Origin of the sequence: Stenotrophomonas sp. HMSC10F07 (assembly GCF_001807895.1) — a bacterium.
GTDB lineage: Bacteria > Pseudomonadota > Gammaproteobacteria > Xanthomonadales > Xanthomonadaceae > Stenotrophomonas > Stenotrophomonas sepilia.
The window spans coordinates 169347-189068 of record NZ_KV791341.1 but is presented as its reverse complement, the minus strand read 5'-3'; the positions used below and the strand labels follow the sequence as shown (position 1 = coordinate 189068).

At 65.5% G+C, this 19722-nt stretch carries 19 protein-coding genes; 5 read left to right on the top strand and 14 right to left on the bottom strand.

Features of this window, described 5'->3' with window-relative positions:
- Positions 1-25: 25 nt before the first annotated feature.
- The 8 genes from HMPREF3114_RS04495 to HMPREF3114_RS04460 all read right to left on the bottom strand — a co-directional run bounded on the left by HMPREF3114_RS04495 (position 26) and on the right by HMPREF3114_RS04460 (position 5670).
- The gene (locus HMPREF3114_RS04495; protein WP_053496678.1) at positions 26-532 is read right to left on the bottom strand and encodes a hypothetical protein; all 507 of its coding nucleotides are present in this window, start codon (positions 530-532) and stop codon (positions 26-28) included.
- Positions 533-662: 130 nt separating this feature from the next.
- On the bottom strand, positions 663-1127 hold the full coding sequence (locus HMPREF3114_RS04490) for a hypothetical protein (RefSeq protein WP_053496677.1): 465 nt from the start codon (positions 1125-1127) through the stop codon (positions 663-665).
- A gap of 135 nt (positions 1128-1262) precedes the next feature.
- Entirely contained in the window at positions 1263-1571 is a 309-nt protein-coding gene (locus HMPREF3114_RS04485) for a hypothetical protein (protein ID WP_229765972.1), read from the bottom strand.
- A gap of 5 nt (positions 1572-1576) precedes the next feature.
- A complete protein-coding gene (locus tag HMPREF3114_RS04480) occupies positions 1577-2767 on the bottom strand; it encodes a methyl-accepting chemotaxis protein (RefSeq protein ID WP_005416472.1) in 1191 nt (396 codons plus the stop codon).
- Positions 2768-2983: 216 nt separating this feature from the next.
- A complete protein-coding gene (hflD, locus tag HMPREF3114_RS04475; RefSeq protein WP_005416473.1) occupies positions 2984-3598 on the bottom strand; it encodes a high frequency lysogenization protein HflD in 615 nt (204 codons plus the stop codon).
- Positions 3595-4737 carry a tRNA 2-thiouridine(34) synthase MnmA gene (gene mnmA, locus HMPREF3114_RS04470; RefSeq protein ID WP_005416474.1) on the bottom strand — a complete coding sequence of 381 codons (1143 nt, stop codon included), beginning with the start codon at positions 4735-4737 and terminating at the stop codon, positions 3595-3597. Before mnmA ends, hflD begins: the two co-directional genes overlap by 4 nt.
- The gene (locus HMPREF3114_RS04465; RefSeq protein ID WP_049460786.1) at positions 4734-5195 is read right to left on the bottom strand and encodes an NUDIX hydrolase; all 462 of its coding nucleotides are present in this window, start codon (positions 5193-5195) and stop codon (positions 4734-4736) included. Before HMPREF3114_RS04465 ends, mnmA begins: the two co-directional genes overlap by 4 nt.
- A gap of 1 nt (position 5196) precedes the next feature.
- Positions 5197-5670, bottom strand: coding sequence for a hypothetical protein (locus HMPREF3114_RS04460; protein WP_005416476.1), 474 nt, complete (start codon positions 5668-5670; stop codon positions 5197-5199).
- A 112-nt stretch (positions 5671-5782) separates the two neighbouring features.
- Between HMPREF3114_RS04460 and clpS the strand changes: the two genes are divergently transcribed.
- Positions 5783-6109: an ATP-dependent Clp protease adapter ClpS gene (gene clpS, locus HMPREF3114_RS04455; RefSeq protein WP_005416477.1), complete on the top strand. Its 327-nt coding sequence runs from the start codon at positions 5783-5785 to the stop codon at positions 6107-6109.
- Positions 6110-6213: 104 nt separating this feature from the next.
- On the opposite strand, the gene HMPREF3114_RS04450 is transcribed toward clpS, so the two are convergent.
- On the bottom strand, positions 6214-7026 hold the full coding sequence (locus HMPREF3114_RS04450) for an APH(6) family putative aminoglycoside O-phosphotransferase (protein ID WP_053496675.1): 813 nt from the start codon (positions 7024-7026) through the stop codon (positions 6214-6216).
- A 138-nt stretch (positions 7027-7164) separates the two neighbouring features.
- Between HMPREF3114_RS04450 and clpA the strand changes: the two genes are divergently transcribed.
- A complete protein-coding gene (clpA, locus tag HMPREF3114_RS04445) occupies positions 7165-9450 on the top strand; it encodes an ATP-dependent Clp protease ATP-binding subunit ClpA (protein ID WP_049460782.1) in 2286 nt (761 codons plus the stop codon).
- Positions 9451-9522: 72 nt separating this feature from the next.
- On the opposite strand, the gene HMPREF3114_RS04440 is transcribed toward clpA, so the two are convergent.
- The 4 genes from HMPREF3114_RS04440 to HMPREF3114_RS04425 form a co-directional block, all read right to left on the bottom strand.
- Positions 9523-10017 carry a hypothetical protein gene (locus HMPREF3114_RS04440; RefSeq protein ID WP_229765971.1) on the bottom strand — a complete coding sequence of 165 codons (495 nt, stop codon included), beginning with the start codon at positions 10015-10017 and terminating at the stop codon, positions 9523-9525.
- Positions 10018-10106: 89 nt separating this feature from the next.
- Complete coding sequence (infA, locus tag HMPREF3114_RS04435; RefSeq protein WP_005409596.1) at positions 10107-10325, bottom strand: translation initiation factor IF-1; 219 nt, start codon at positions 10323-10325, stop codon at positions 10107-10109.
- Positions 10326-10411: 86 nt separating this feature from the next.
- On the bottom strand, positions 10412-11152 hold the full coding sequence (gene aat / locus HMPREF3114_RS04430; protein ID WP_053496701.1) for a leucyl/phenylalanyl-tRNA--protein transferase: 741 nt from the start codon (positions 11150-11152) through the stop codon (positions 10412-10414).
- 65 nt (positions 11153-11217) lie between these two features.
- Positions 11218-12342, bottom strand: a complete 1125-nt coding sequence (locus tag HMPREF3114_RS04425) for a GNAT family N-acetyltransferase (protein ID WP_053496673.1) — start codon at positions 12340-12342, stop codon at positions 11218-11220.
- A gap of 192 nt (positions 12343-12534) precedes the next feature.
- On the opposite strand from HMPREF3114_RS04425, the gene HMPREF3114_RS04420 reads away from it, so the two are divergent.
- Positions 12535-14013 carry an N-acetylmuramoyl-L-alanine amidase family protein gene (locus HMPREF3114_RS04420; protein WP_053496672.1) on the top strand — a complete coding sequence of 493 codons (1479 nt, stop codon included), beginning with the start codon at positions 12535-12537 and terminating at the stop codon, positions 14011-14013.
- Positions 14014-14112: 99 nt separating this feature from the next.
- On the opposite strand, the gene trxB is transcribed toward HMPREF3114_RS04420, so the two are convergent.
- Positions 14113-15084 carry a thioredoxin-disulfide reductase gene (trxB, locus tag HMPREF3114_RS04415; RefSeq protein WP_005416486.1) on the bottom strand — a complete coding sequence of 324 codons (972 nt, stop codon included), beginning with the start codon at positions 15082-15084 and terminating at the stop codon, positions 14113-14115.
- Positions 15085-15317: 233 nt separating this feature from the next.
- On the opposite strand from trxB, the gene HMPREF3114_RS04410 reads away from it, so the two are divergent.
- Both HMPREF3114_RS04410 and HMPREF3114_RS04405 read left to right on the top strand, forming a co-directional pair.
- A complete protein-coding gene (locus tag HMPREF3114_RS04410; protein ID WP_005416487.1) occupies positions 15318-17678 on the top strand; it encodes a DNA translocase FtsK in 2361 nt (786 codons plus the stop codon).
- Between the two features lie 39 nt (positions 17679-17717).
- Positions 17718-19661 (top strand): DUF3857 domain-containing protein, encoded by a 1944-nt coding sequence (locus tag HMPREF3114_RS04405; RefSeq protein WP_053496671.1) that lies wholly within the window; start codon positions 17718-17720, stop codon positions 19659-19661.
- Positions 19662-19722 lie beyond the last annotated feature (61 nt).

The window sequence follows — 19722 nt, the reverse complement described above, 5'->3', positions numbered from 1 at the left end:
GCGACCCTCCACGCATGGCGTGGATCTACCTCGGAAAATCCGCCTTCAACTGCATGCGCAGCGCCTCGACGATGGCGGCATAGCGGCGCTTCTGGACCAGATAGCTGGCCAGGAACAGCGGCAGGACCAGCAGCATCGGCGCCACCGTCGGACGCATCGCCACCAGCGGCAACAGCAGCAGCGACAGGATCGCCACGAACCAGCTGCACAGGCCCGTCACCCGCACCTCGTGCCGTCGCGCGTTGAGTACGATGCGACCGCGCATCACCGGGAAGTAGCGCAGGCCGAAGCTCGGCGCGAAGCTCTCGCGGAACGCCATGCTGCCATCGGGCAGCGCATGGAAGGCCAGTCGCAGCCACTTGTCCTGTGGCAGGTCACGTTCCAGGCTGCCCAGCGAGAGGCGGGCCTGCATGGCCGGTGACGCCGCAATGCGCTCGTTGAACAGGGTGATGCCCCAGCTGAAATAGCCGGCCACCCAGGCCATCAGAAGGACCGTTTCGATCAGGAGTACTGCGATCAGAGCGATGGCCATCGGTCTTCCATGAACGGGACCGGCGGATCATGCCACTGCCCGAACAGTAGATCCACGCCATGCGTGGATGGCAGGCGGTCCGAGCCACCATCCGGGTGGGCCGCCCAGCGACTCAAGCAGCCTCTTGGCGTCAGTCCTCTTCCACCAGATCGCTGAGATCCAGAATCTGTGGAGCAACACTGTGCGCTACGATGCCTCGGATCATTCCGGGCTTGGCCCGAAGTGAATAGGCTCGTATCGTATGGATGGGATTGAATTCCAACCACGGGCAGGATGAGTGCCCCACGATAACGGGCATGTTGAAACTGATGTCCTTTGGGTCATCAAGTGGCAGGGTCCACTTCCCACCGTGTGCCAGCCTGACGGTCTCCCCTAGATATCGGGCGAACACGACCCTCAGAGAGTCCCGCTCATCCTCAGACAGCGTGGCTGCCATCAAGTCATGGAGGTGTTCCAGCCTGTCGAGGCTTTCGAGGCTGCAATCCAGTTCATTGCCATGCATTTGAGCCTGCGCGACCAGCCATTCAATCTGGCCGTCCATCAACATCAGGAAGTGCTCAAAAGCCTCGCGGGCTTCTTCCAGATTGAACGTCATTCAGAGGCCAGAGAGACGGGGGAGGGCGGCAGTATGTCCTCTTCCCCTTCCTCAGCCTATACAACAAATCCTAAAGGGCGACAGGCAAAGCAGAGGTTGCAGGTATCGCGTCGTCCATCCACGCATGGCGTGGATCTACTTCAGCGCTTCGCCATCCAACCCCAGGTCCCACGCCAGCCCCAGCAGTTCCTCGTCCGCCGGCGACGGCGCCGGGCGCGCGTCCGCCAGCTGCTGCAGCTCGCAGATTTCCTCGCGGGCGACCTCTTCCAGCTTTTGCAGCTGCTCACGCACGCTCGCGTTGCGCGGGCGCTCGGTGTCGGTGAGGGAGGGCAGGGCGCGGATCAGGGTCATGGTGCGCGTACAGGATGCGTCCAGCGGCGGGTCACAGGCAAAGGCCCCGGACGGACCGAGGCCTTGCGGGCTGCCAGCGAGGGCAGCGGACATCAGGATCAGAACAGCTCGACGGTGCCGGCACCCATGCTCTGCTGGGCAACCGGCTTGTGCGGCGGGCGTTCCCATTCGCTGCGCAGTTCGCGCAGGCGGTTGCCGGTGCGCTGCAGGGCCGTGGCGATCTCTTCGTCGAACACGCCGCCATTGCGGTGCAGCAGTTCCTGCAGGGCCACCGCTTCACGGTTGATCGCGGTCAGGCGGTCCAGGTGGGTGTGCACGCCGCCCAGCGCCTGGGTGGCGATGTCTTCGAACTGCAGGGCGCGCACGGCTTCGGCCACGCTGCCATCGATCGCACGTGCGCACTCGGAGACTTCGCGCATGCCGTCGCCGAGCGAGGCATTGATCTGCGCGACATTGTCGAGCATTGCCGCCGCTTCCTGGCGTGCTTCGCGGGAGCGGTCCATGTCACGCGAGGCCATGTGCGAGACCGTCTCGCGCACCTTGGCGATGGCGTCCTTGGAGCTGTGCGCCAGCTTGCGGATCTGCTCGTTGAAGGTGGTCGAGCGCTCGGACAGGTTGCGCACTTCGTCGGCGACCACCGCGAAGCCTCGTCCGGCTTCACCGGCACGCGCGGCTTCGATGGCGGCGTTCAGCGCCAGCAGGTTGGTCTGGTCGGCGATCGACTTGACGTCTTCCAGCAGCGCGAAGATGCCATCCAGGTGCTGTGCCATCTGGTCGATGTGCTGCACGGTGGTGCTGCTCTGGCCGCTCACCTGTTCCAGCGCTTCCACCAGCTGTTCCATGCGGTGGCTGGCGTGCTGGGCGAAACGGGCAACGTCGAGGCCGGCATTGCCTTCATCGCCGGCGCGGTCGACGATGCGCGACAGCGCCTGGCTCTGCTGGCGCGACTTGCGGTTCATCGCATCGAAGCTGCCGCCCAGGCTGGAGACCGCCTGGCGGATCAGGTCGCGGGCGCGTTCCACTTCACCACGCGAACCGTCGATTTCGTTGCCGACGAAGTTGCGCAGTTCGGTCAGCAGCTGGTCCTGCTCACGCAGGACACGGGCATGTTCCGGGGAACGATGCGCCTGGGCGCGGGTGGTCCACCACGCAAAGCCGAGCCAGCTCAGCGTCATCGTGGTCAGGATCGCCCAGCGCAGGGCGGCCGGCCATTCGAAACCGATGGCGAAGGGGAGCAGCAGGGTCAGAGCCAGGGGGGCGGCCAGACGGATGAAAATGCGTGAGTACATGGACGTTCTCGGGAGGTGCACGGAGGATGTATCGGCCGTACCCCCTTTCTCTTTAACGTCGATGTGCTTGCAAGTGCATTCTGAATGCGCCGGTTTTCCGGCGCTTGGCGGCTTCGGGGTCAGAGCCCTTTCCGTGCCGGAAAGAGATCCGACCCCTGGGTAGGCAGCGGCGGGGTCGGATCCCTTTTCATGGAAAAGGGCTCTGACCCCACACCCTTACGCCAGCTGCCGGTCCACGGCCTCGATCATCGCCTTGCGGCCGAACAGGAAGTCCCAGTAGCTGCCGCCCAGCTGGCGCCACAGCACTGCCGAGCGCACCGCGGCCAACAGCAGGGCACGGATCTCGGCCACCACGCCGGCCTGGCCCAGGTAGTGCGGGTTGCCCTGCACCATCACCCGCGGCTTGAGGTGGCTGATGGTGTCCGCGTACAGGCTTCCCAGGCTGGCCAGCACATCCGGGTGGCCGCTGTCGCCCAGTTCGGTGGCCTGGCGCTGGGCACGCTCGATGCCCGAAGCGACCTTGTTCACGGTGGCGCCATCCTGAACAAAGCGGCGCTCCAGCTGCAGCACCGACAGCGCCAGTTTCGGCAGGATCGGATCCTGGCCCTGGTTGCGGAAATAGTTGTGCAGCAGGCGCAGCCCGGCCTTCAGTGCATGGCGGTCACCGAACACCGCCTGCGGCGAGGACGCATCGACACGGAACACGCTGTCCACGGCGGTGCGCACGGCGGCGGCGTCGGAATGGCCGGTATCGGCGATGCGGCGTACCTGCTGCAGGGCCTGGGCAATGCCGGCCAAGGCCAGGACGCGGTCGTCGACAGTGAAACTCATGCAGCGATTACCTCAAAAGGGGAGGGGGTGGTGCGCAGGCGCTGTTCCAGCGGCGCATCGGTGGCGGCGATCACCGCGCCACCCAGGCACACATCACCGTCATACAGCACCAGCGATTGACCGGGGGTAACGGCACGCTGCGGGCGCGCGAAGGTGACCAGCACGCTGCCATCGTCCAGCACGTCGACCGTACACGGCTCATCGGGCTGGCGGTAGCGGGTCTGGGCGGTGCATTCGAAGCGTCGCGCGGGTGGCGAGCCCGAGATCCAATGCGCCGGCTCCGATCGCAGGCGCTCGGACAGCATCCATGGGCTGTCGCGGTCCTGGTCGACGTACAGCACGTTGCTGGCCACATCCTTGCCGACCACGTACCACGGTGCGGCCGGGCGGCCGCGTACGCCGCCGATGTTCAGGCCCTCGCGCTGGCCCAGGGTGAAATAGAACACGCCCGGATGTTCGGCGATCACGCTGCCGTCGGCCGGGTCAAGGATCTGGCCGGGCCTGGCCGGCAGGTAGCGGCCGAGGAATTCGCGGAAATCCCGCTCGCCGATGAAGCAGATGCCGGTGGAATCCTTCTTGGCGTGGGTCGGCAGGCCGACGTCGCGCGCAATCCGTCGCAGGTCGGTCTTCTCCAGGTCGCCGATCGGGAACAGGGTGGCCGCCAGCTGCTCCTGGCCCAGCTGGTGCAGGAAGTAGCTCTGGTCCTTGGAGCGGTCGGCACCGCGCAGCAGCAGCCACTGGTGGCCGCGCTGGGTGACCCGCGCATAGTGGCCGGTGGCGATGCGCTCGGCGCCCAGCTCGCGGGCGGCATCCAGGAAATGCTTGAACTTCACTTCACGGTTGCACAGCACGTCCGGGTTCGGCGTGCGGCCAGCGGCGTATTCGGCCAGGAAGTGCTCGAACACGCCCTGCCAGTACTCGCTGGAAAAGTCCCGGAAGTGGAAAGGGATACCGAGCAGGCCGCATACGGCGACCGCATCGCGGCGGTCATCCTCGGCACGGCAGTCACCGCTGCCGTCGTCGGCCCAGTTCTGCATGAACAGGCCGGCCACGGCCTCGCCCTGCTGGACCAGGCGCCAGGCGGCGACCGAAGAGTCGACACCACCCGAGACGCCCACCATCACGCGCGGCGTGCTCATGCGACCTCCCGGACCAGCGAAAGCGGATGGCGCTGGCCACCCAGGTAATCCGCCACCACCTGCCAGACCAGCGGGCTGCGCTGGCGCTCGCCGGCGGCCTGCAGCTCGGCCGGGGTCAGCCACAACGCGCGGTCGATGCCGGTGTCCAGCGGTTGGGCCGGGTCGTGCGAGACCGGGTGTGCTGCGTAGCAGAAGCGCAGGAAGGCGGTGCCGTCGCCGGCAGTCCACTGGTAGCAGCCGATGAAATGGGTCAGCTGCACGGTCCAGCCGGTTTCCTCCCGGGTCTCGCGCAGGGCTGCCTCGGCCAGGCTTTCGCCTGGCTCGAGGTGGCCGGCCGGCTGGTTCAGCACCTGGCGGCCTTCAATGGTCTCTTCGACCAGCAGCACGCGGCCGCCGTCAACCACTACCGTGGCGACGGTGGCGTGCGGTGCCCAGCGCGGGTCCGGCGTGGCGTTCAACTCAGAACTCGTCCTTCTTGGTCAGCTCCAGCTCCATCGCGTCGGCGGTGCGGATGGCCGCATCGATGGCGTCGCTGAGCTGGTCCGGGGTGGCATCGGCGTCGATCTTCACCACGAACATGGCGGTGGTGTCCTGCTTTACCCAGCCCCCCATCTTGGCGTCCTGCGAATCCTCCAGCAGGCGGTTGGCCACGGCCACCGGGAACTGCTTGGTCTTGGCGTTGTAGGCCGGCGACCAGATCTCACGGATGTTGTGGCTGCCGAAATCCTCCACCGCCGAGCGCACGTAGACCATCTGGGTGCGGTCACCCTCGACGTCGAACACCATGCGGTAGTCGCCATCCTCGTCGACTTCGTAGGTATAGCCCAGCTTGTCCAGATGGCGGGCCACGGACTTGTCGGCGCTGGTTGCGGCAGTGGCAGAGCCGGCAGCGGCCAGCGCGATCAGCAGGGCGGGAAGAAGGGTCCTTTTCATGAAGATCCTGTGAAACAGTGTTGGGAGAGGGTGCAATTGTGACGGTGGGCGTGCGTGCCGTCCAATCTGCGGCGGGCCGACGCAGGCCTGCCCGAGCCCCTATAATGGATGGATGCCCCATGAGTCCTCCCCCGATTCCCAGCACGAGCACGGCGTTGCCGTAGAGCCCGCGCGCCCGGAAGTGGCGCCGCCGCCGTTCTACCAGGTGATGCTGCTCAACGACGACTACACCCCGATGGATTTCGTGGTGGATGTGCTGCAGCAGTTCTTCAGCATGGACCTGGACAAGGCCACCCAGGTGATGCTGCACGTTCATACCCGCGGCCGCGGCGTCTGCGGTGTCTTCACCCGCGAAGTGGCCGAGACCAAGGTTGCCCAGGTCAACGAGTACTCGCGGATGAACCAGCATCCGCTGCTGTGCACGATGGAAAAGGCCTGACCGCCCCCGACCTGTAGAGCCGAGCCCACGCTCGGCTGCTGTTCACCCAGGCATCCAGATCTCTGCCAGCAGCAGCCGAGCGCAGGCTCGGCTCTACAGCTGGATCAGGCCTCCGCCAGCGCCTCCAGCGCCATCCGCGCCACCGCCTCGTCCACGTCGGCCGGGTCGCCGTCATCCCTGAACCACACTGCCGACAGCGCCATGCTGGCCGCGATCCAGCGCAGCAGGCGCGTGCGCTCCAGGCCGGCCAGTGCGCTGACCTGTTCCAGCCGGGCAGCAAACCGCTCCGGCCGCGTGGCCACGTGGATGCCCGGGCCACAGAGATCCGGATTGCTGAACATCGTCGTGTAGTCGAACGCACGGTCGCCCAGCAGCCGCTTCGGATCGATCGCCAGCCAGCCGCGCCTGCCGAAATCCAGCACGTTGTCGTGGTGCAGGTCACCGTGCAGGGGCCGGACCTCGCGTTCTTCCATCAGTAACACCTCCGCCAGTGATCTGCACTGTTCCAGCAGTGGCGGCAGCGCGGCCCTTGGCTGCAGCAGATCGGCGAACCATGTACGCAGGCAGGCCAGTTCCGCTGGCGGCGCGCTCCGTGGTCGGTGCAGCCGTTGCAGGACCTGGCACAGGATCGTGGTGCAGGCCTCGTCGTCGCCCTCGATCGAGCGTTGCCTCAGCGAGTCGCCGCCGGCACGTTCGATCAGGATCGCCGGCCCGGCGTGGGCCAGCAGGCGGGCAGCGCCGTCGCCGTCCCACCAGCGCAGGAGGCGGTGGCTGTTCTGCTCCTCGGTTTCGCTGCTGATCTTCAGCATCGCCGGCGTGCCGGCAGCGGTCAGCACCGGCCAGAGCCGGGCATGGGGCGTTTCGATGGCCGGGCCATCACGCCGCAATCGCCAGCGGCTCAGGTAGGGTTCGCTCATGCCGGTTGAGGTCTTCTGGAGTGAACGAAGATCAAGCGTTCTGCAGTGCTAACGCCATCTGAACGCAGCAATCCGCTAGGGTGATGGAAATCGCGTAGTCAGGCCGCATATTGTTCCCATCTGCCGCCGGAGTAATCCATGTTCAGCAAAGACCTCGAACACACCATCGGCCAGTGCTACAAGCGCGCCCGTGAGGCCCGGCATGAGTTCATGACGGTCGAACACCTGCTGTTGGCACTGCTCGACAACCCGTCCGCCCAGGCCGTACTGAAGGCCTGTGGTGCCGACGCCGAACGCCTGCGCCAGGAGCTGGAGCAGGCCATCGAGGCCTCCGTGTCGCGCCTGGCCGAAGATGACGGCCGCGATACACAGCCGACCCTGGGCTTCCAGCGCGTGCTGCAGCGGGCCGTGTACCACGTGCAGTCCTCGGGCAAGAAGGAGGTCACCGGCGCCAACGTGCTGGTCGCCATCTTCGGCGAGAAGGACTCCCACGCCGTCTACTACCTCAACCAGCAGGATGTGACCCGGCTGGATGTGGTCAATTACCTGTCCCACGGCATCGCCAAGCTGGGCGAGGAAGGCGAGCAGCCGTCCTCCTCCTCCGACGGCGAGGGCCGCATGGAAGGCGGGGAGGGTGAGCCGAAGGGTGATGCCCTGACCGAGTTCGCCAGCAACCTCAACGAACAGGCCCGGTCCGGCCGCATCGATCCCCTGGTCGGTCGTGGTGACGAGATCGAGCGCACCATCCAGGTCCTGTGCCGTCGCCGCAAGAACAACCCGCTGTACGTGGGCGAGGCCGGCGTGGGCAAGACCGCCATCGCCGAGGGCCTGGCCCGCCGCATCGTCGAGGGCTCGGTGCCCGACGTGCTTGCCGACGCGGTGATCTATTCGCTCGACCTGGGCGCGCTGGTGGCCGGCACCAAGTACCGTGGCGACTTCGAGAAGCGCCTGAAGAGCGTGCTTACCGCACTGAAGAAGGTGCCCAACGCGGTGCTGTTCATCGACGAGATCCACACCATCATCGGTGCCGGTTCGGCGTCGGGCGGCACCATGGATGCGTCCAACCTGATCAAGCCGGCCCTGGCCTCCGGCGAGCTGCGCTGCATCGGTTCGACCACTTTCCAGGAATACCGCGGCATCTTCGAGAAGGACCGGGCACTGGCCCGCCGCTTCCAGAAGATCGACATCGTCGAGCCGACCGTTGGCGAGACCTACGAGATCCTGCAGGGCCTGAAGTCCAAGTACGAGCTGCACCACGGCGTGACCTACTCCGACGAGGCGCTGCAGGCGGCGGTTGACCTGTCGGTGAAGCACATCGGCGACCGCCTGCTGCCGGACAAGGCCATCGATGTGATCGACGAGGCCGGTGCCCGCCAGCGCCTGCTGCCGGAAGGGCAGCGCAAGGAGCTGATCGACGTCGAGGAAGTGGAGGCGATCGTCGCCAAGATGGCGCGCATCCCGACCAAGCAGGTCAGTGCCACCGACAAGGATGTGCTGCAGCATCTGGAGCGCAACCTGAAGATGGTGATCTTCGGCCAGGACCCGGCCATCGAGACGCTGTCCTCGGCGATCAAGCTGGCCCGCTCGGGCCTGGGCAATCCGGAAAAGCCGATCGGCAACTTCCTGTTCGCCGGCCCGACCGGTGTCGGCAAGACCGAGGTGACCAAGCAGCTGGCGCTGCAGCTGGGCATCGAGCTGGTCCGCTTCGACATGTCCGAATACATGGAGCCGCATTCGATCAGCCGCCTGATCGGTGCCCCTCCAGGCTACGTCGGCTTCGATCAGGGCGGCCTGCTGACCGAGAAGATCGTCAAGACACCGCACTGCGTGCTGCTGCTGGACGAAATCGAGAAGGCGCACCCGGACATCTTCAACATCCTGTTGCAGGTAATGGATCGCGGCGTGCTGACCGATACCAACGGTCGCGAGGCCAACTTCAAGAACGTGGTGCTGGTGATGACCACCAATGCAGGTGCGGCGCAGGCCTCGCGGCGCTCGATCGGCTTCACCAAGCAGGACCACGCCACCGACGCGATGGAGACCATCCGCCGCAGCTTCACTCCGGAATTCCGCAACCGCCTCGACGCGGTGGTGCAGTTCCAGGCGCTGGGCTTCGAGCACATCCTGCGCGTAGTCGACAAGTTCCTGATCGAGCTGGAGATGCTGCTGCAGGACAAGCACGTCAGCCTGTCGGCCACGCCAACCGCGCGCGACTGGCTGGCCCACCACGGCTTCGACCCGCTGATGGGTGCGCGTCCGATGGCCCGCGTGATCCAGGACAGGATCAAGCGTCCGCTGGCCGACGAGCTGCTGTTCGGCAAGCTGGTCAACGGCGGCAAGGTGAGCATCGATGTGCGCGACGACGAGCTGGTGGTCGAAACCCAGGCCGAACCGGAGCGCCTGCTGCCGGTCACCGTGGAATGAACTGACCCCCGGCCGGTTTCGGCGGACCTGACATGACAAGGGCGGCTTCGGCCGCCCTTGTCATGTGCCCCGTCAGCGGCTGCGCTGGCGGGCCTTCTTCTTGAAGGTGGCCTCGTCGACTGGCTCGATCTGCGACACGATGCAGCGACTGGAATCGGTGAGCAGCTGGCTGCGGCCGGCAGCGCACAGCAGACCCTGCTGGCCGTCCGTGGCGAAGCTCAGTTTCCGCGAGTAGCCTGCCGCCGAGCAGTCGTCCTGGAAATGCACGACGTAGTGGTCCTGGCCATTGCGCAGCAGGATGTTGCGCGAAGCGCCGGCGCGCACCAGTTGCTGGTCGCTGCCCAGCTGGACGCAGTCACTGGAGGTGGAAAGAGTGTCGGCGGCGCGCACGGGCGCTGCGCTGGCGGACACGGCAAGGGCGACGAGCAGAGCGGTCAGCGGGAGCATGTTCATGGCGGGGCAGGGGGATGGCGATCCGGACTGGATCGGGTCCCACGATGCCGCCACCGATGCAGATGCGAATCTGCCGCAAGCAGGGCTGACCGACGTCACGGTGAGTTCGGTCACGATGACCTCCGGCAGGGCCGGATTGCAGGCATGACAAAAGGCCAGCAACCAGGGCTGGCCTTGTCGAAGTGGCGCAGCGCGCCGACCGCTTACTTCATGCGGTAGGTGATACGACCCTTGGTCAGGTCGTACGGGGTCATTTCAACCTTGACCCGGTCACCGGTGAGGATGCGGATGTAGTTCTTGCGCATGCGGCCGGAGATGTGGGCGATGATTTCGTGCCCATTTTCCAGACGAACGCGGAAAGTGGTGTTCGGCAGCGTCTCGCTGACGGTGCCCTCGAACTCGATGGAATCGTCTTTCGACATGTAGTCCTGTGCGGTTCAGAAAACGGCCACGCTGGGCCTAAGGCGCGGTATTTTACGCGTGACCGGCCCAGCTTGCAAAGTTTGTGTTAACTGCCGGCCAAATGCTGGGCTGGCAAGCGTCCGACGGCCTGTGTCCACGAGCCTTCACGGCTGTCACGGCGCACGGCCTGGCGCACGTGCTGCAGGAATTCCGCGCGCGGCAGGTGTTCGGCGCCCATCCGCAGCAGGTGCGGATTTTCCACCTGGGCGTCGATCAGCTCCCAGCCCCAGCCGTGAAGCGTGGACGCCAGTGCCGCCAGCGCGATCTTGGAACCACCACTGGCGCCACTGAACATGCTCTCGCCGAAGAACATTGACCCGATGGCCACCCCGTAGATGCCGCCGACCAGCGACTGACCGTCCCAGACTTCGAAGGAATGGGCGAAACCGAGGTCGTGCAACTGGCTGTAGGCCTCGACCATGGCCGGGCTGATCCAGGTGCCGTCCTGGCCGGGCCGAGGTGCCGCCGCACAGGCGCGCATCACCTGGCTGAAGGCGGTGTCCGCGCTGACCTCCCACGTACTGCTGCGCAGCTGGCGGCGGAAGCGGCTGGACAGGTGCACGCCGTCGGTGCGGAACACCATACGCGGATCAGGCGACCACCACAGGATCGGCTCGCCCTCGCTGAACCACGGAAAGATGCCGCCTGAGTAGGCGTTGAGCAGACGCGCTGGATGCAGGTCGCCACCCACCGCGAGCAGGCCGTCGGGCTGGCGCAGGGCGGTCTCGGCCGGAGGGAAGGGGGCGTCCGGCGCATCGGCCAGGCGCCAGGGCAGCTGGCGGGTCATGCCGGCATTGTAGTTGTCGCGGCCCCGCGCGAATGCCGCGGTAGATGCCAACCCTGGTTGGCTGGTCACCCGTCCGCGCGAAATGGGCTGTGCCCCAGCAGCTCCTGCCGGTACCGCCGCACATCGCGCCGCTCCTGCCTGCACCACTCCTGCAACGCCTCGGCGAAATCCGCGTCGGCCACCCAGTGCCGGCTGCGTACCAGCGTCGGCAGGAAGCCTCGCGCCAGTTTGTGCTCGCCCTGTGCGCCCGGCTCGAAACGGCTCAGCCCTTCGCGCAGGCAGTATTCGATGCCCTGGTAGTAGCAGGCTTCGAAATGCAGGCCGGGCAATGTGGCGCCACCCCAGTAGCGACCGTACAGCGTGTCACCACCGCGCAGGCAAAGTGCGCCGGCGATTGGCTGGCCTTCCTGCTCGGCCAGGAACAGCACCAGCCCACGTCCCAATGAAATGGCCAGATGGCGCAGGAAAGCCTCGGTCAGCGCCGGGGCATTGCCGTACTCAAGGAAGGTCTGCAGGTAGAAGCGATACATCGCCTGCAGGTCGGCGCGGCTGGCCTCGTCGCCATGCACCACGCGGAACGTGATGCCCTGGCGGGTGACCTTGGCCCGTTCCTGGCGGATGTTCTTGCGGTGCTTGTGGTTCATCGCGCCGAGGAACTGGTCGAATGTCGCCCAGTCACCCGGGTTCTGCCACTGGAACTGCACGTCCTCGCGCAGCAGCCAGTCATCGACGAACAGCGCCTCGTCCGCTGCGGTGTGGAAATTGATATGGGCCGATGACACTTCCAGTGCTGGCAGTGCATCACGCAACACCGAAAGCAACGCGGTGCGATCTGAATCGTGACGGGCCAGCAGGCGCGGCCCGGTGACCGGCGAGTACGGCACCGCGCCCAGCCACTTCGGGTAGTAGTCGCGGCCATGCCGGGCATAGGCGTTGGCCCAGGCATGGTCGAACACGAATTCGCCGTGGGAGTTGGTCTTCAGGTAGCCCGGAATGGCGCCGATCAGGCGCTCGCCCTCCCACAGCGTGAAGTGCCGGGGCTGCCAGCCCCAGTCCTCGCGCAGGCAGCCGTGCTGTTCCAGGCCTGAGAGGAAGGCGTGGCTGACGAACGGATTCTGGCCTTCGTGCAGGGCGTCCCAGTCGGTGGCGGGAATGGACTGCAGGGAGTCGAGGAAGCGGGCGGAGGGCATGGTTGGCAAGGATAGGCCAGGTGGATCACGAATGGTGTTGGCGGGGCTGGGTTGGTTTGTTCTGCGGGGGCATGAGGAAAGTTTGAATTCTCCAACCGTGTGCATCTGGTGCGGAATCACCGGCGTACGGCTCGGCAGGGTGGCGGGGCGCCGCATGAGTGGCGCGCATCCCACCACATGGAGAAATCAACAATGAAGGGATTGAAGCTTGCAACTGCCGTGGTCGCGTGTGGCTTGATCTTTGTGTCACCTGTTTGGGCTTCTGGAGATCAGCCAGCAAAAGTGCTTGAGGATCCGGGTGCCTACGCGGAGGTGGTTGCGCTGTTGGAGCGTGAAGTTGGGAGCCAGTTGACGCGTCATTTGCAGGAGAGGGGTGAGCTGCGACATGTCAGCGTCAGCATCCGTCTCAATGCGAAGGCAAGATCAATGGTGATCAGCTTTGGGCCTGGATATCTTCCTGGCCCCGATCGGGGTTATGACGAGCTCTTCCTGATTCCGATGGCGTCCTCGTTGAGGTTCTATGCCGAAAAGTCAGGACTGATTGTGAACGACATTGATTTCCTATTCGACGGAAAAACCCTTGAGGAGTACTACCCGGAGGATCTCGCCGTTCCGCCGCAGGCGCGGGCGAGATCGACGCATACGTCAGCTTTGGTATCAGCAAGCCATGGCTACATCAGCTTGCATCCCAGCAGAGAATGGAAGTTTCAGCGTCCAGCGCCTCTCGGCATTCAGGAAGACACGCTGAGTCCACTGTTTGGTGACGAACTGCAAGTATTGATGGAACAACGTAGCGGCTTGACGGTGCACCGGGCACGGAGCCGCTCCACGGAACTCCATCCGGAGTCCGGGAAGCCATGGGAGCACATGTCATCCCGCTACCACCTCAAAGCGCTTTTCCCCGAACGCACCGACATGTGGAATGAGTTTCCGAACAGCCCGGAGTCTGCTCGCGAAAAGGAAGAGGACATACGGGCTCGGCCCAACTATGCAAACCATCTGGGTGTGGATGTGATGCTGAGCCTGCACACCAATGGCAGCGATTCAGCCAGTACGCGTGGCACCGAGGTCTATTACCATCAGGCGAAACCGCAGGATAAGGCCTTGGCGGACAGCATCCTGTGTTCGATGCGGGAAGTCATACGCGCGCAGCCTGGCTATCAGGATTTCCCGATTCGCGAGAGTTCGACTTCGGCTAGGCACGGCGAGAACCGCATCGGAAAGATGCCCTCGGTGATCATCGAAACCGCCTACCACTCCAATCCTGACGATGTGGCTGCCTTGCAGGACCCCGTCTTCCGCTCGGCGTCGATGAAAGGCGTGGAGAAGGGCTATCGCCTTTGGGCAGCAGGCAAGGCCTGCGAGCCGCTGGTCTTGCATCCGATCCCAGATACCAATGTGCCGGTTCAATCGGCCCGTGACATCGAAGTCCGCTATGCCGGGAATCCCCAATACCCGCTGTCGGTGGAGCTCTCGCTGACGACCTGTTCCGAGGCGGGTGCGTGCTCTTCGTCGACGCAGACTTTTGACGATCCGATGCAGCCGGTGGTGATCAATCTTGCCTGCAATGGCATCGGCACGGGCGTCGCGCGCTGGAGTGCGCTCCTAAGGGACGCAGACGGGGTTGCGTCGGCACCTGTCGAGTTTTCGCAGGCGTGCGTACGGACGTGAGAGCAGGCTTCGGTCTGCCAGGCATGGCCTGGCACTACTGAAAGCACAAAGGCCGGCGCTCTCGCGCCGGCCTTTGGTCGGGGTCGAGCATGGCTCGACTCAGCTGGCCTTGCCCTGCGCGTCCAGATAACGCTCGGCGTCCAGAGCGGCCATGCAGCCGAAGCCGGCCGAGGTGATCGCCTGGCGGTAGTGCTGGTCGGCTACGTCGCCGGCGGCGAACACGCCTTCCACCGAGGTCTGGGTAGCGTTGCCGCCCAGGCCCGAGCGGATTTCCAGGTAGCCGTTGTTCATCGCCAGCTGGCCGTCGAACAGGGTCGTGTTCGGGTGGTGGCCGATGGCCACGAAGAAGCCGTGTGCGTCGATGTCGCGGGTGCTGCCGTCCAGGGTGGACTTCACGCGAACGCCGGTCACGCCGGCATCGTTGCCCAGCACTTCCTCCACCTGGTGGTGCCAGACGGTCTCGATCTTGCCTTCGGCGACCTTCCTGAACAGCTTGTCCTGCATGATCTTCTCCGCCTTCAGGGTGTCGCGGCGGTGGACCAGGTAGACCTTGCGGGCGATGTTGGACAGGTACAGCGCCTCTTCGACGGCGGTGTTGCCGCCGCCGACCACGACCACGTCCTGGTCGCGATAGAAGAAGCCGTCACAGGTGGCGCAGGCGGAGACGCCGCGGCCCTTGAAGGTCTCTTCGGTCGGGATGCCCAGGTACTTGGCGGTGGCGCCAGTGGCGATGATCAGTGCGTCGCAGGTGTACTCGTGACTGTCGCCGATCAGCTTGAACGGGCGCTGCGACAGGTCGGCGGTGTGGATATGGTCGAAGATGACCTCGGTCTCGAAGCGCTCGGCGTGCGCCTGCATGCGCGCCATCAGGTCCGGGCCCATCAGGCCGTGGGCGTCACCCGGCCAGTTGTCCACCTCGGTGGTGGTCATCAGCTGGCCACCCTGCTGCAGGCCGGTGATGACGACCGGCTTCAGGTTGGCACGGGCGGCGTAGACGGCGGCGGTCCAACCGGCCGGGCCGGAACCGAGGATGACGAGGCGCTGGTGGCGGGAGGGCAGGCTGGTGCTCATGTAAACTCGCGAAAAGGTAGATGGGACAAGGCGCTGGCGATGTTTGCGCAGCATCCATGGCTGCCCATAGAGTGGCGGCTGGGGCAGGGCGATTCAAGCCGATGAACAGAACGCCGTCATCCAGCGGTGGTTCCGGGCCTCGGATTGCCTTGCCGGACGTCGCATAACTGAAAACTGACGCCGTCTCATTTATTATCAATCACTAACAGCGCATTCCAAAGGTATGGTCTAAGGTGGCGAAGCAGGTCCCTGAACGCTCCAAGTCGGACGACAGCAAGGCGTCACGTCGCACGGCCGCGGCGGCGACGACCGACAATCCACGCCGCCAGCGCCTCTGGCGCGATCTGGGCCTGATCGCCATCGCGCCGGCCCTGCTGTACCTGGCAGCCAGTCTGTTCACCTATTCAGCCACGGATCCTGGCTGGTCGCATACTGGCAGCGTGGTCGCGCCGGTGCATAACCTCGGCGGCCGCGCCGGGGCCTGGATTGCCGACGTGCTGCTGCAGCTGTTCGGCTACATCGCTTTCCTGTTGCCGGTGGTGCTCGGCGCACTGGCGTGGATCGCCATGTTCGGCCTCAAGCGCGAGAGCAAGGGCGAGAACGATCTGGACCCGGCGCTGCGCCTGGTCGGTCTGGTCGGTTTCCTGATCGCCGGCACCGGCTTCCTGCACGTGCGCCTGTTCAGTGGCGATGTCGCCAGTGCCGGCGGCATTCTCGGCAAGCTGGTGGGCAATTCGCTCACGGTGGGCTTCGGTGCGCTGGGGGCGAACCTGTTCGTGCTGGTATTGCTGCTGGCCTCGATCACCCTGGCCACCGGGCTGTCCTGGTTCACGGTGATGGAGAAGATCGGCCGTGGCGTGATGTCGCTGGCACCGCTGCTGGAGCGCAAGAAGGAAGAAGTCAGCGAGTGGAAGCAGACCCGGGTGATGCGCGAGGAGCGCCAGGAAGTGCGCAAGGCCGACGCCGAGGTGCGCGCCAAGCGCGAGCCGGTAAAGATCGAACCGCGCCCTGAGCCGGTGATCGAGAAGAGTGATCGCGCCAAGCGCGATACCCAGATTCCGATGTTCCGTGGCGTCAACGGCGATGGTTCCGACCTGCCGCCACTGGCGCTGCTGGATGATCCCAAGCCGCAGCCGAAGGGCTACGACGAAGAGACACTGGAGACCCTGTCGCGGCAGATCGAGTTCAAGCTGAAGGACTTCCGCATCGATGCGCAGGTGGTCGGCGCCAACCCTGGCCCGGTGATCACCCGCTTCGAGATCGAGCCGGCACCGGGCATCAAGGTCAGCCAGATCAGTTCGCTGGACAAGGACATCGCGCGCGGCCTGTCGGTGAAGTCGGTGCGCGTGGTCGACGTCATTCCGGGCAAGTCGGTGATCGGCCTGGAAATTCCCAACGTCACCCGCGAGATGATCTTCCTGTCCGAGCTGCTGCGCTCGAAGGAATATGACAAATCGGCCAGCGTGCTGACCCTGGCGCTGGGCAAGGACATCGCCGGCCGCCCGACCGTGGCCGACCTGGCGCGCATGCCGCACCTGCTGGTGGCCGGTACGACCGGTTCGGGCAAGTCGGTGGCGGTCAACGCGATGGTGTTGAGCCTGCTGTTCAAGGCGTCGCCGAAAGACCTGCGGATGCTGATGATCGACCCGAAGATGCTCGAGCTGAGCGTCTACCAGGGCATTCCGCACCTGCTGGCGCCGGTGGTTACCGACATGAAGGAGGCCGCCAACGGCCTGCGCTGGTGCGTGGCCGAGATGGAGCGCCGCTACAAGCTGATGAGCGCGGTGGGTGTGCGCAACCTGGCTGGCTTCAACAAGAAGGTGAAGGAAGCCCAGGACGCCGGCCAGCCGCTGATGGATCCGCTGTTCAAGCCGAACCCGGAGCTGGGCGAGGCGCCGCGTCCGCTGGAAACGCTGCCGTTCATCGTCATCTTCATCGACGAATTCGCCGACATGATGATGATCGTCGGCAAGAAGGTGGAAGAGCTGATCGCGCGCCTGGCACAGAAGGCGCGTGCGGCTGGCATCCACCTGATCCTGGCCACGCAGCGCCCGTCGGTGGATGTGATCACCGGCCTGATCAAGGCCAACATCCCGACCCGCATCGCCTTCCAGGTCAGCTCCAAGATCGACTCGCGCACCATTCTCGACCAGTCCGGCGCGGAGACCCTGCTCGGCCACGGTGACATGCTGTACCTGCCGCCGGGCACCGCGCTGCCCGAGCGCGTGCATGGTGCGTTCGTGTCCGACGACGAAGTGCATCGCGTGGTCGAGCACCTCAAGGCGATGGGCCCGGCCGACTATGTCGACGGCGTGCTGGACGAAGTGCAGACGATGGGCGACGGCGTGGTCGTCGGCGCCACTGGCCTGCCCGAGACCAGTGCGGCCGGCGACGAGTCCGACCCGCTGTATGACGAAGCGCTGCGGGTGGTCACCGAGACCCGCCGTGCCTCGATTTCCGGCGTGCAGCGCCGGCTGAAGATCGGCTACAACCGTGCAGCGCGACTGATCGAGGCCATGGAAGCGGCCGGCGTGGTCAGCCCGCCCGAGCACAACGGCGACCGCACGGTGCTGGCACCGCCGCCGCCGAAGTAAGACCCGACGTATCCCCCACGACGTCCAAGGAACCGACGCATGCTTCACCCCGTACCAAGCGCGCTGGCGCTGGCGCTGGCTGCCCTGATGGCTGCCGGCCCGGCACTGGCAGAAACCGCCACCTCCGCGCCCGCCACGGCGCCGCCTTCCACCAGCGGCGATACCGAAGCCAGCAATAATTTCAGCATTGTCCGTTACCGCGCCGACTACCAGGTCCGGCCGGATGCGGGCAATGTGCAGACCGAAACCTACGAGGTCCTGCTCAAGACCAAGGCCTCGGTCGAGCAGTTCAGCCAGGTGCGGCTGAGCTACAGCGAGAAGATGGAAACGCTGGAGGTGCTTGGCGCCTACACCATCACCGCCGACGGCCAGCGCCGCGACGTGCCGGCCGACCGCATCTACACCCAGGAAAGCTACTCCAGCGCCTCGGCGGCGATGTATGCCGACCGCAAGGTGCGGGTGATCGTGTTCCCGAACCTGGCCCCGGGCACGCGCCTGTACTACCAGGTGCGTCGCACCCAGGCTACGCCGTACTTCCCGGGCTATTTCGGCCTGTGGGAGACCTTCAACGTCTTCACCGAGTACGAGGACGCCGAGGTCACCCTGAGTGCGCCGGCCAACCTGCCGATGCTCGTGGACAGCCGCGGCGTGCAGGGCAGTGACCGGCCGACAGTGAAGAATGGCCAGGCGCAATGGCGCTGGCGCTACCAGCGCCGCGAGGCGATGCCGGCGCAGAACTGGTCGGCGGCGGGCTGGGAGTTCGGCCCGAACATCATGGCCAGCACGTATCGTGACTGGTCGCAGATGGGGCGCGCCTACCAGCTCAAGGCGGGCCCGGCGGCCCAGGTGACCCCGGCGCTGCAGGCGCTCGCTGATGAGATCACCGCCGGCATCAGCGACCGCCGCGAACAGGCTGATGCGCTGTATCGCTGGGTCGCGCAGAACATCCGCTATGTGGCGGTGTACCTGGGCAACGGCGGCCTGGAGCCGAACAGCGCGCAGAGCATCCTCGACAATCACTATGGTGACTGCAAGGACCACGTGACGATCCTCGAGGCGCTGCTGGCGGCCAAGGGTATCGCCAGCTCGCCGGTGCTGATCGGTGCGGGGGGCGGCCCGACGCTGCCGAAGATTCCGGTGCTGGGCCGCTTCAACCACGCCATCACCTATATCCCCGAGTTTGATCTTTACCTGGATTCGACCACCGCGTGGGCACGCTTCGGGCAGCTGCCGGAAGGTGACCTGGGTGCGCCGGTGATGCGTACCCGCGACGCTACGCTGGCGCGTACCCCGGCCAATACGCCGGAGCGCAATGCGACGTCGATGGAAGTGCGTTTTACGTTTGATGCCAACGGCAACCTGCGCGGCGAAACGATTCCGAAGCTGGGCGAGAACGCCGAGATCGGCATGCGCGCGCAGTTCTCACAGCTCAACGCGCAGAACCGTGCGCGCGCTGAGGAGCAGATCATGGCCGCCTCAGGTTTCGATGGGCGAGGGCAGCTGCAGATCCAGGGCGTACCGGTCGACCTGACCCGGCCGTTCGGCTACCGCATGGCCTTCCAGGCCGAGGACTACGCCGACTTCAGCGTGGCCGGTGGCATGGCCGTGCCGGACCCGCCGGGTGGCGAGTCGGTGCGTGGCTTGTACGCCACCGCCTCGGCGCCGGCCAACGAGACGCCGTTCTACTGCAATGCCAGCCTGCGCGAGGAAACCTATCGCCTGCAGTTCCCGGCCAATGCGCCGATCATCGCCATTCCGGCCAGCCAGCGCTTTACCAATGCCGCTGGCGAATACCGGGTGGACTGGAGCCGCGAGGGCCAGGAGGTGATCGTGCACCACCGCTTGCAGCAGAACGCGGTGCGTGGCCCCGAGGCGCTGTGCCAGCCGCAGGACTATCCGGCGTTCCGCGCGCTGTACCGCGAAGTGCGTCGCGGCTTCCGCGGCCAGGTGCTGTACGGCAAGCTGCCGGCATCTGGCGGCTGAATCGCCGATGGACGATCAGGGCGGCATAATGTCGCCCTGATCGCCCATTCATCTTCCCCCG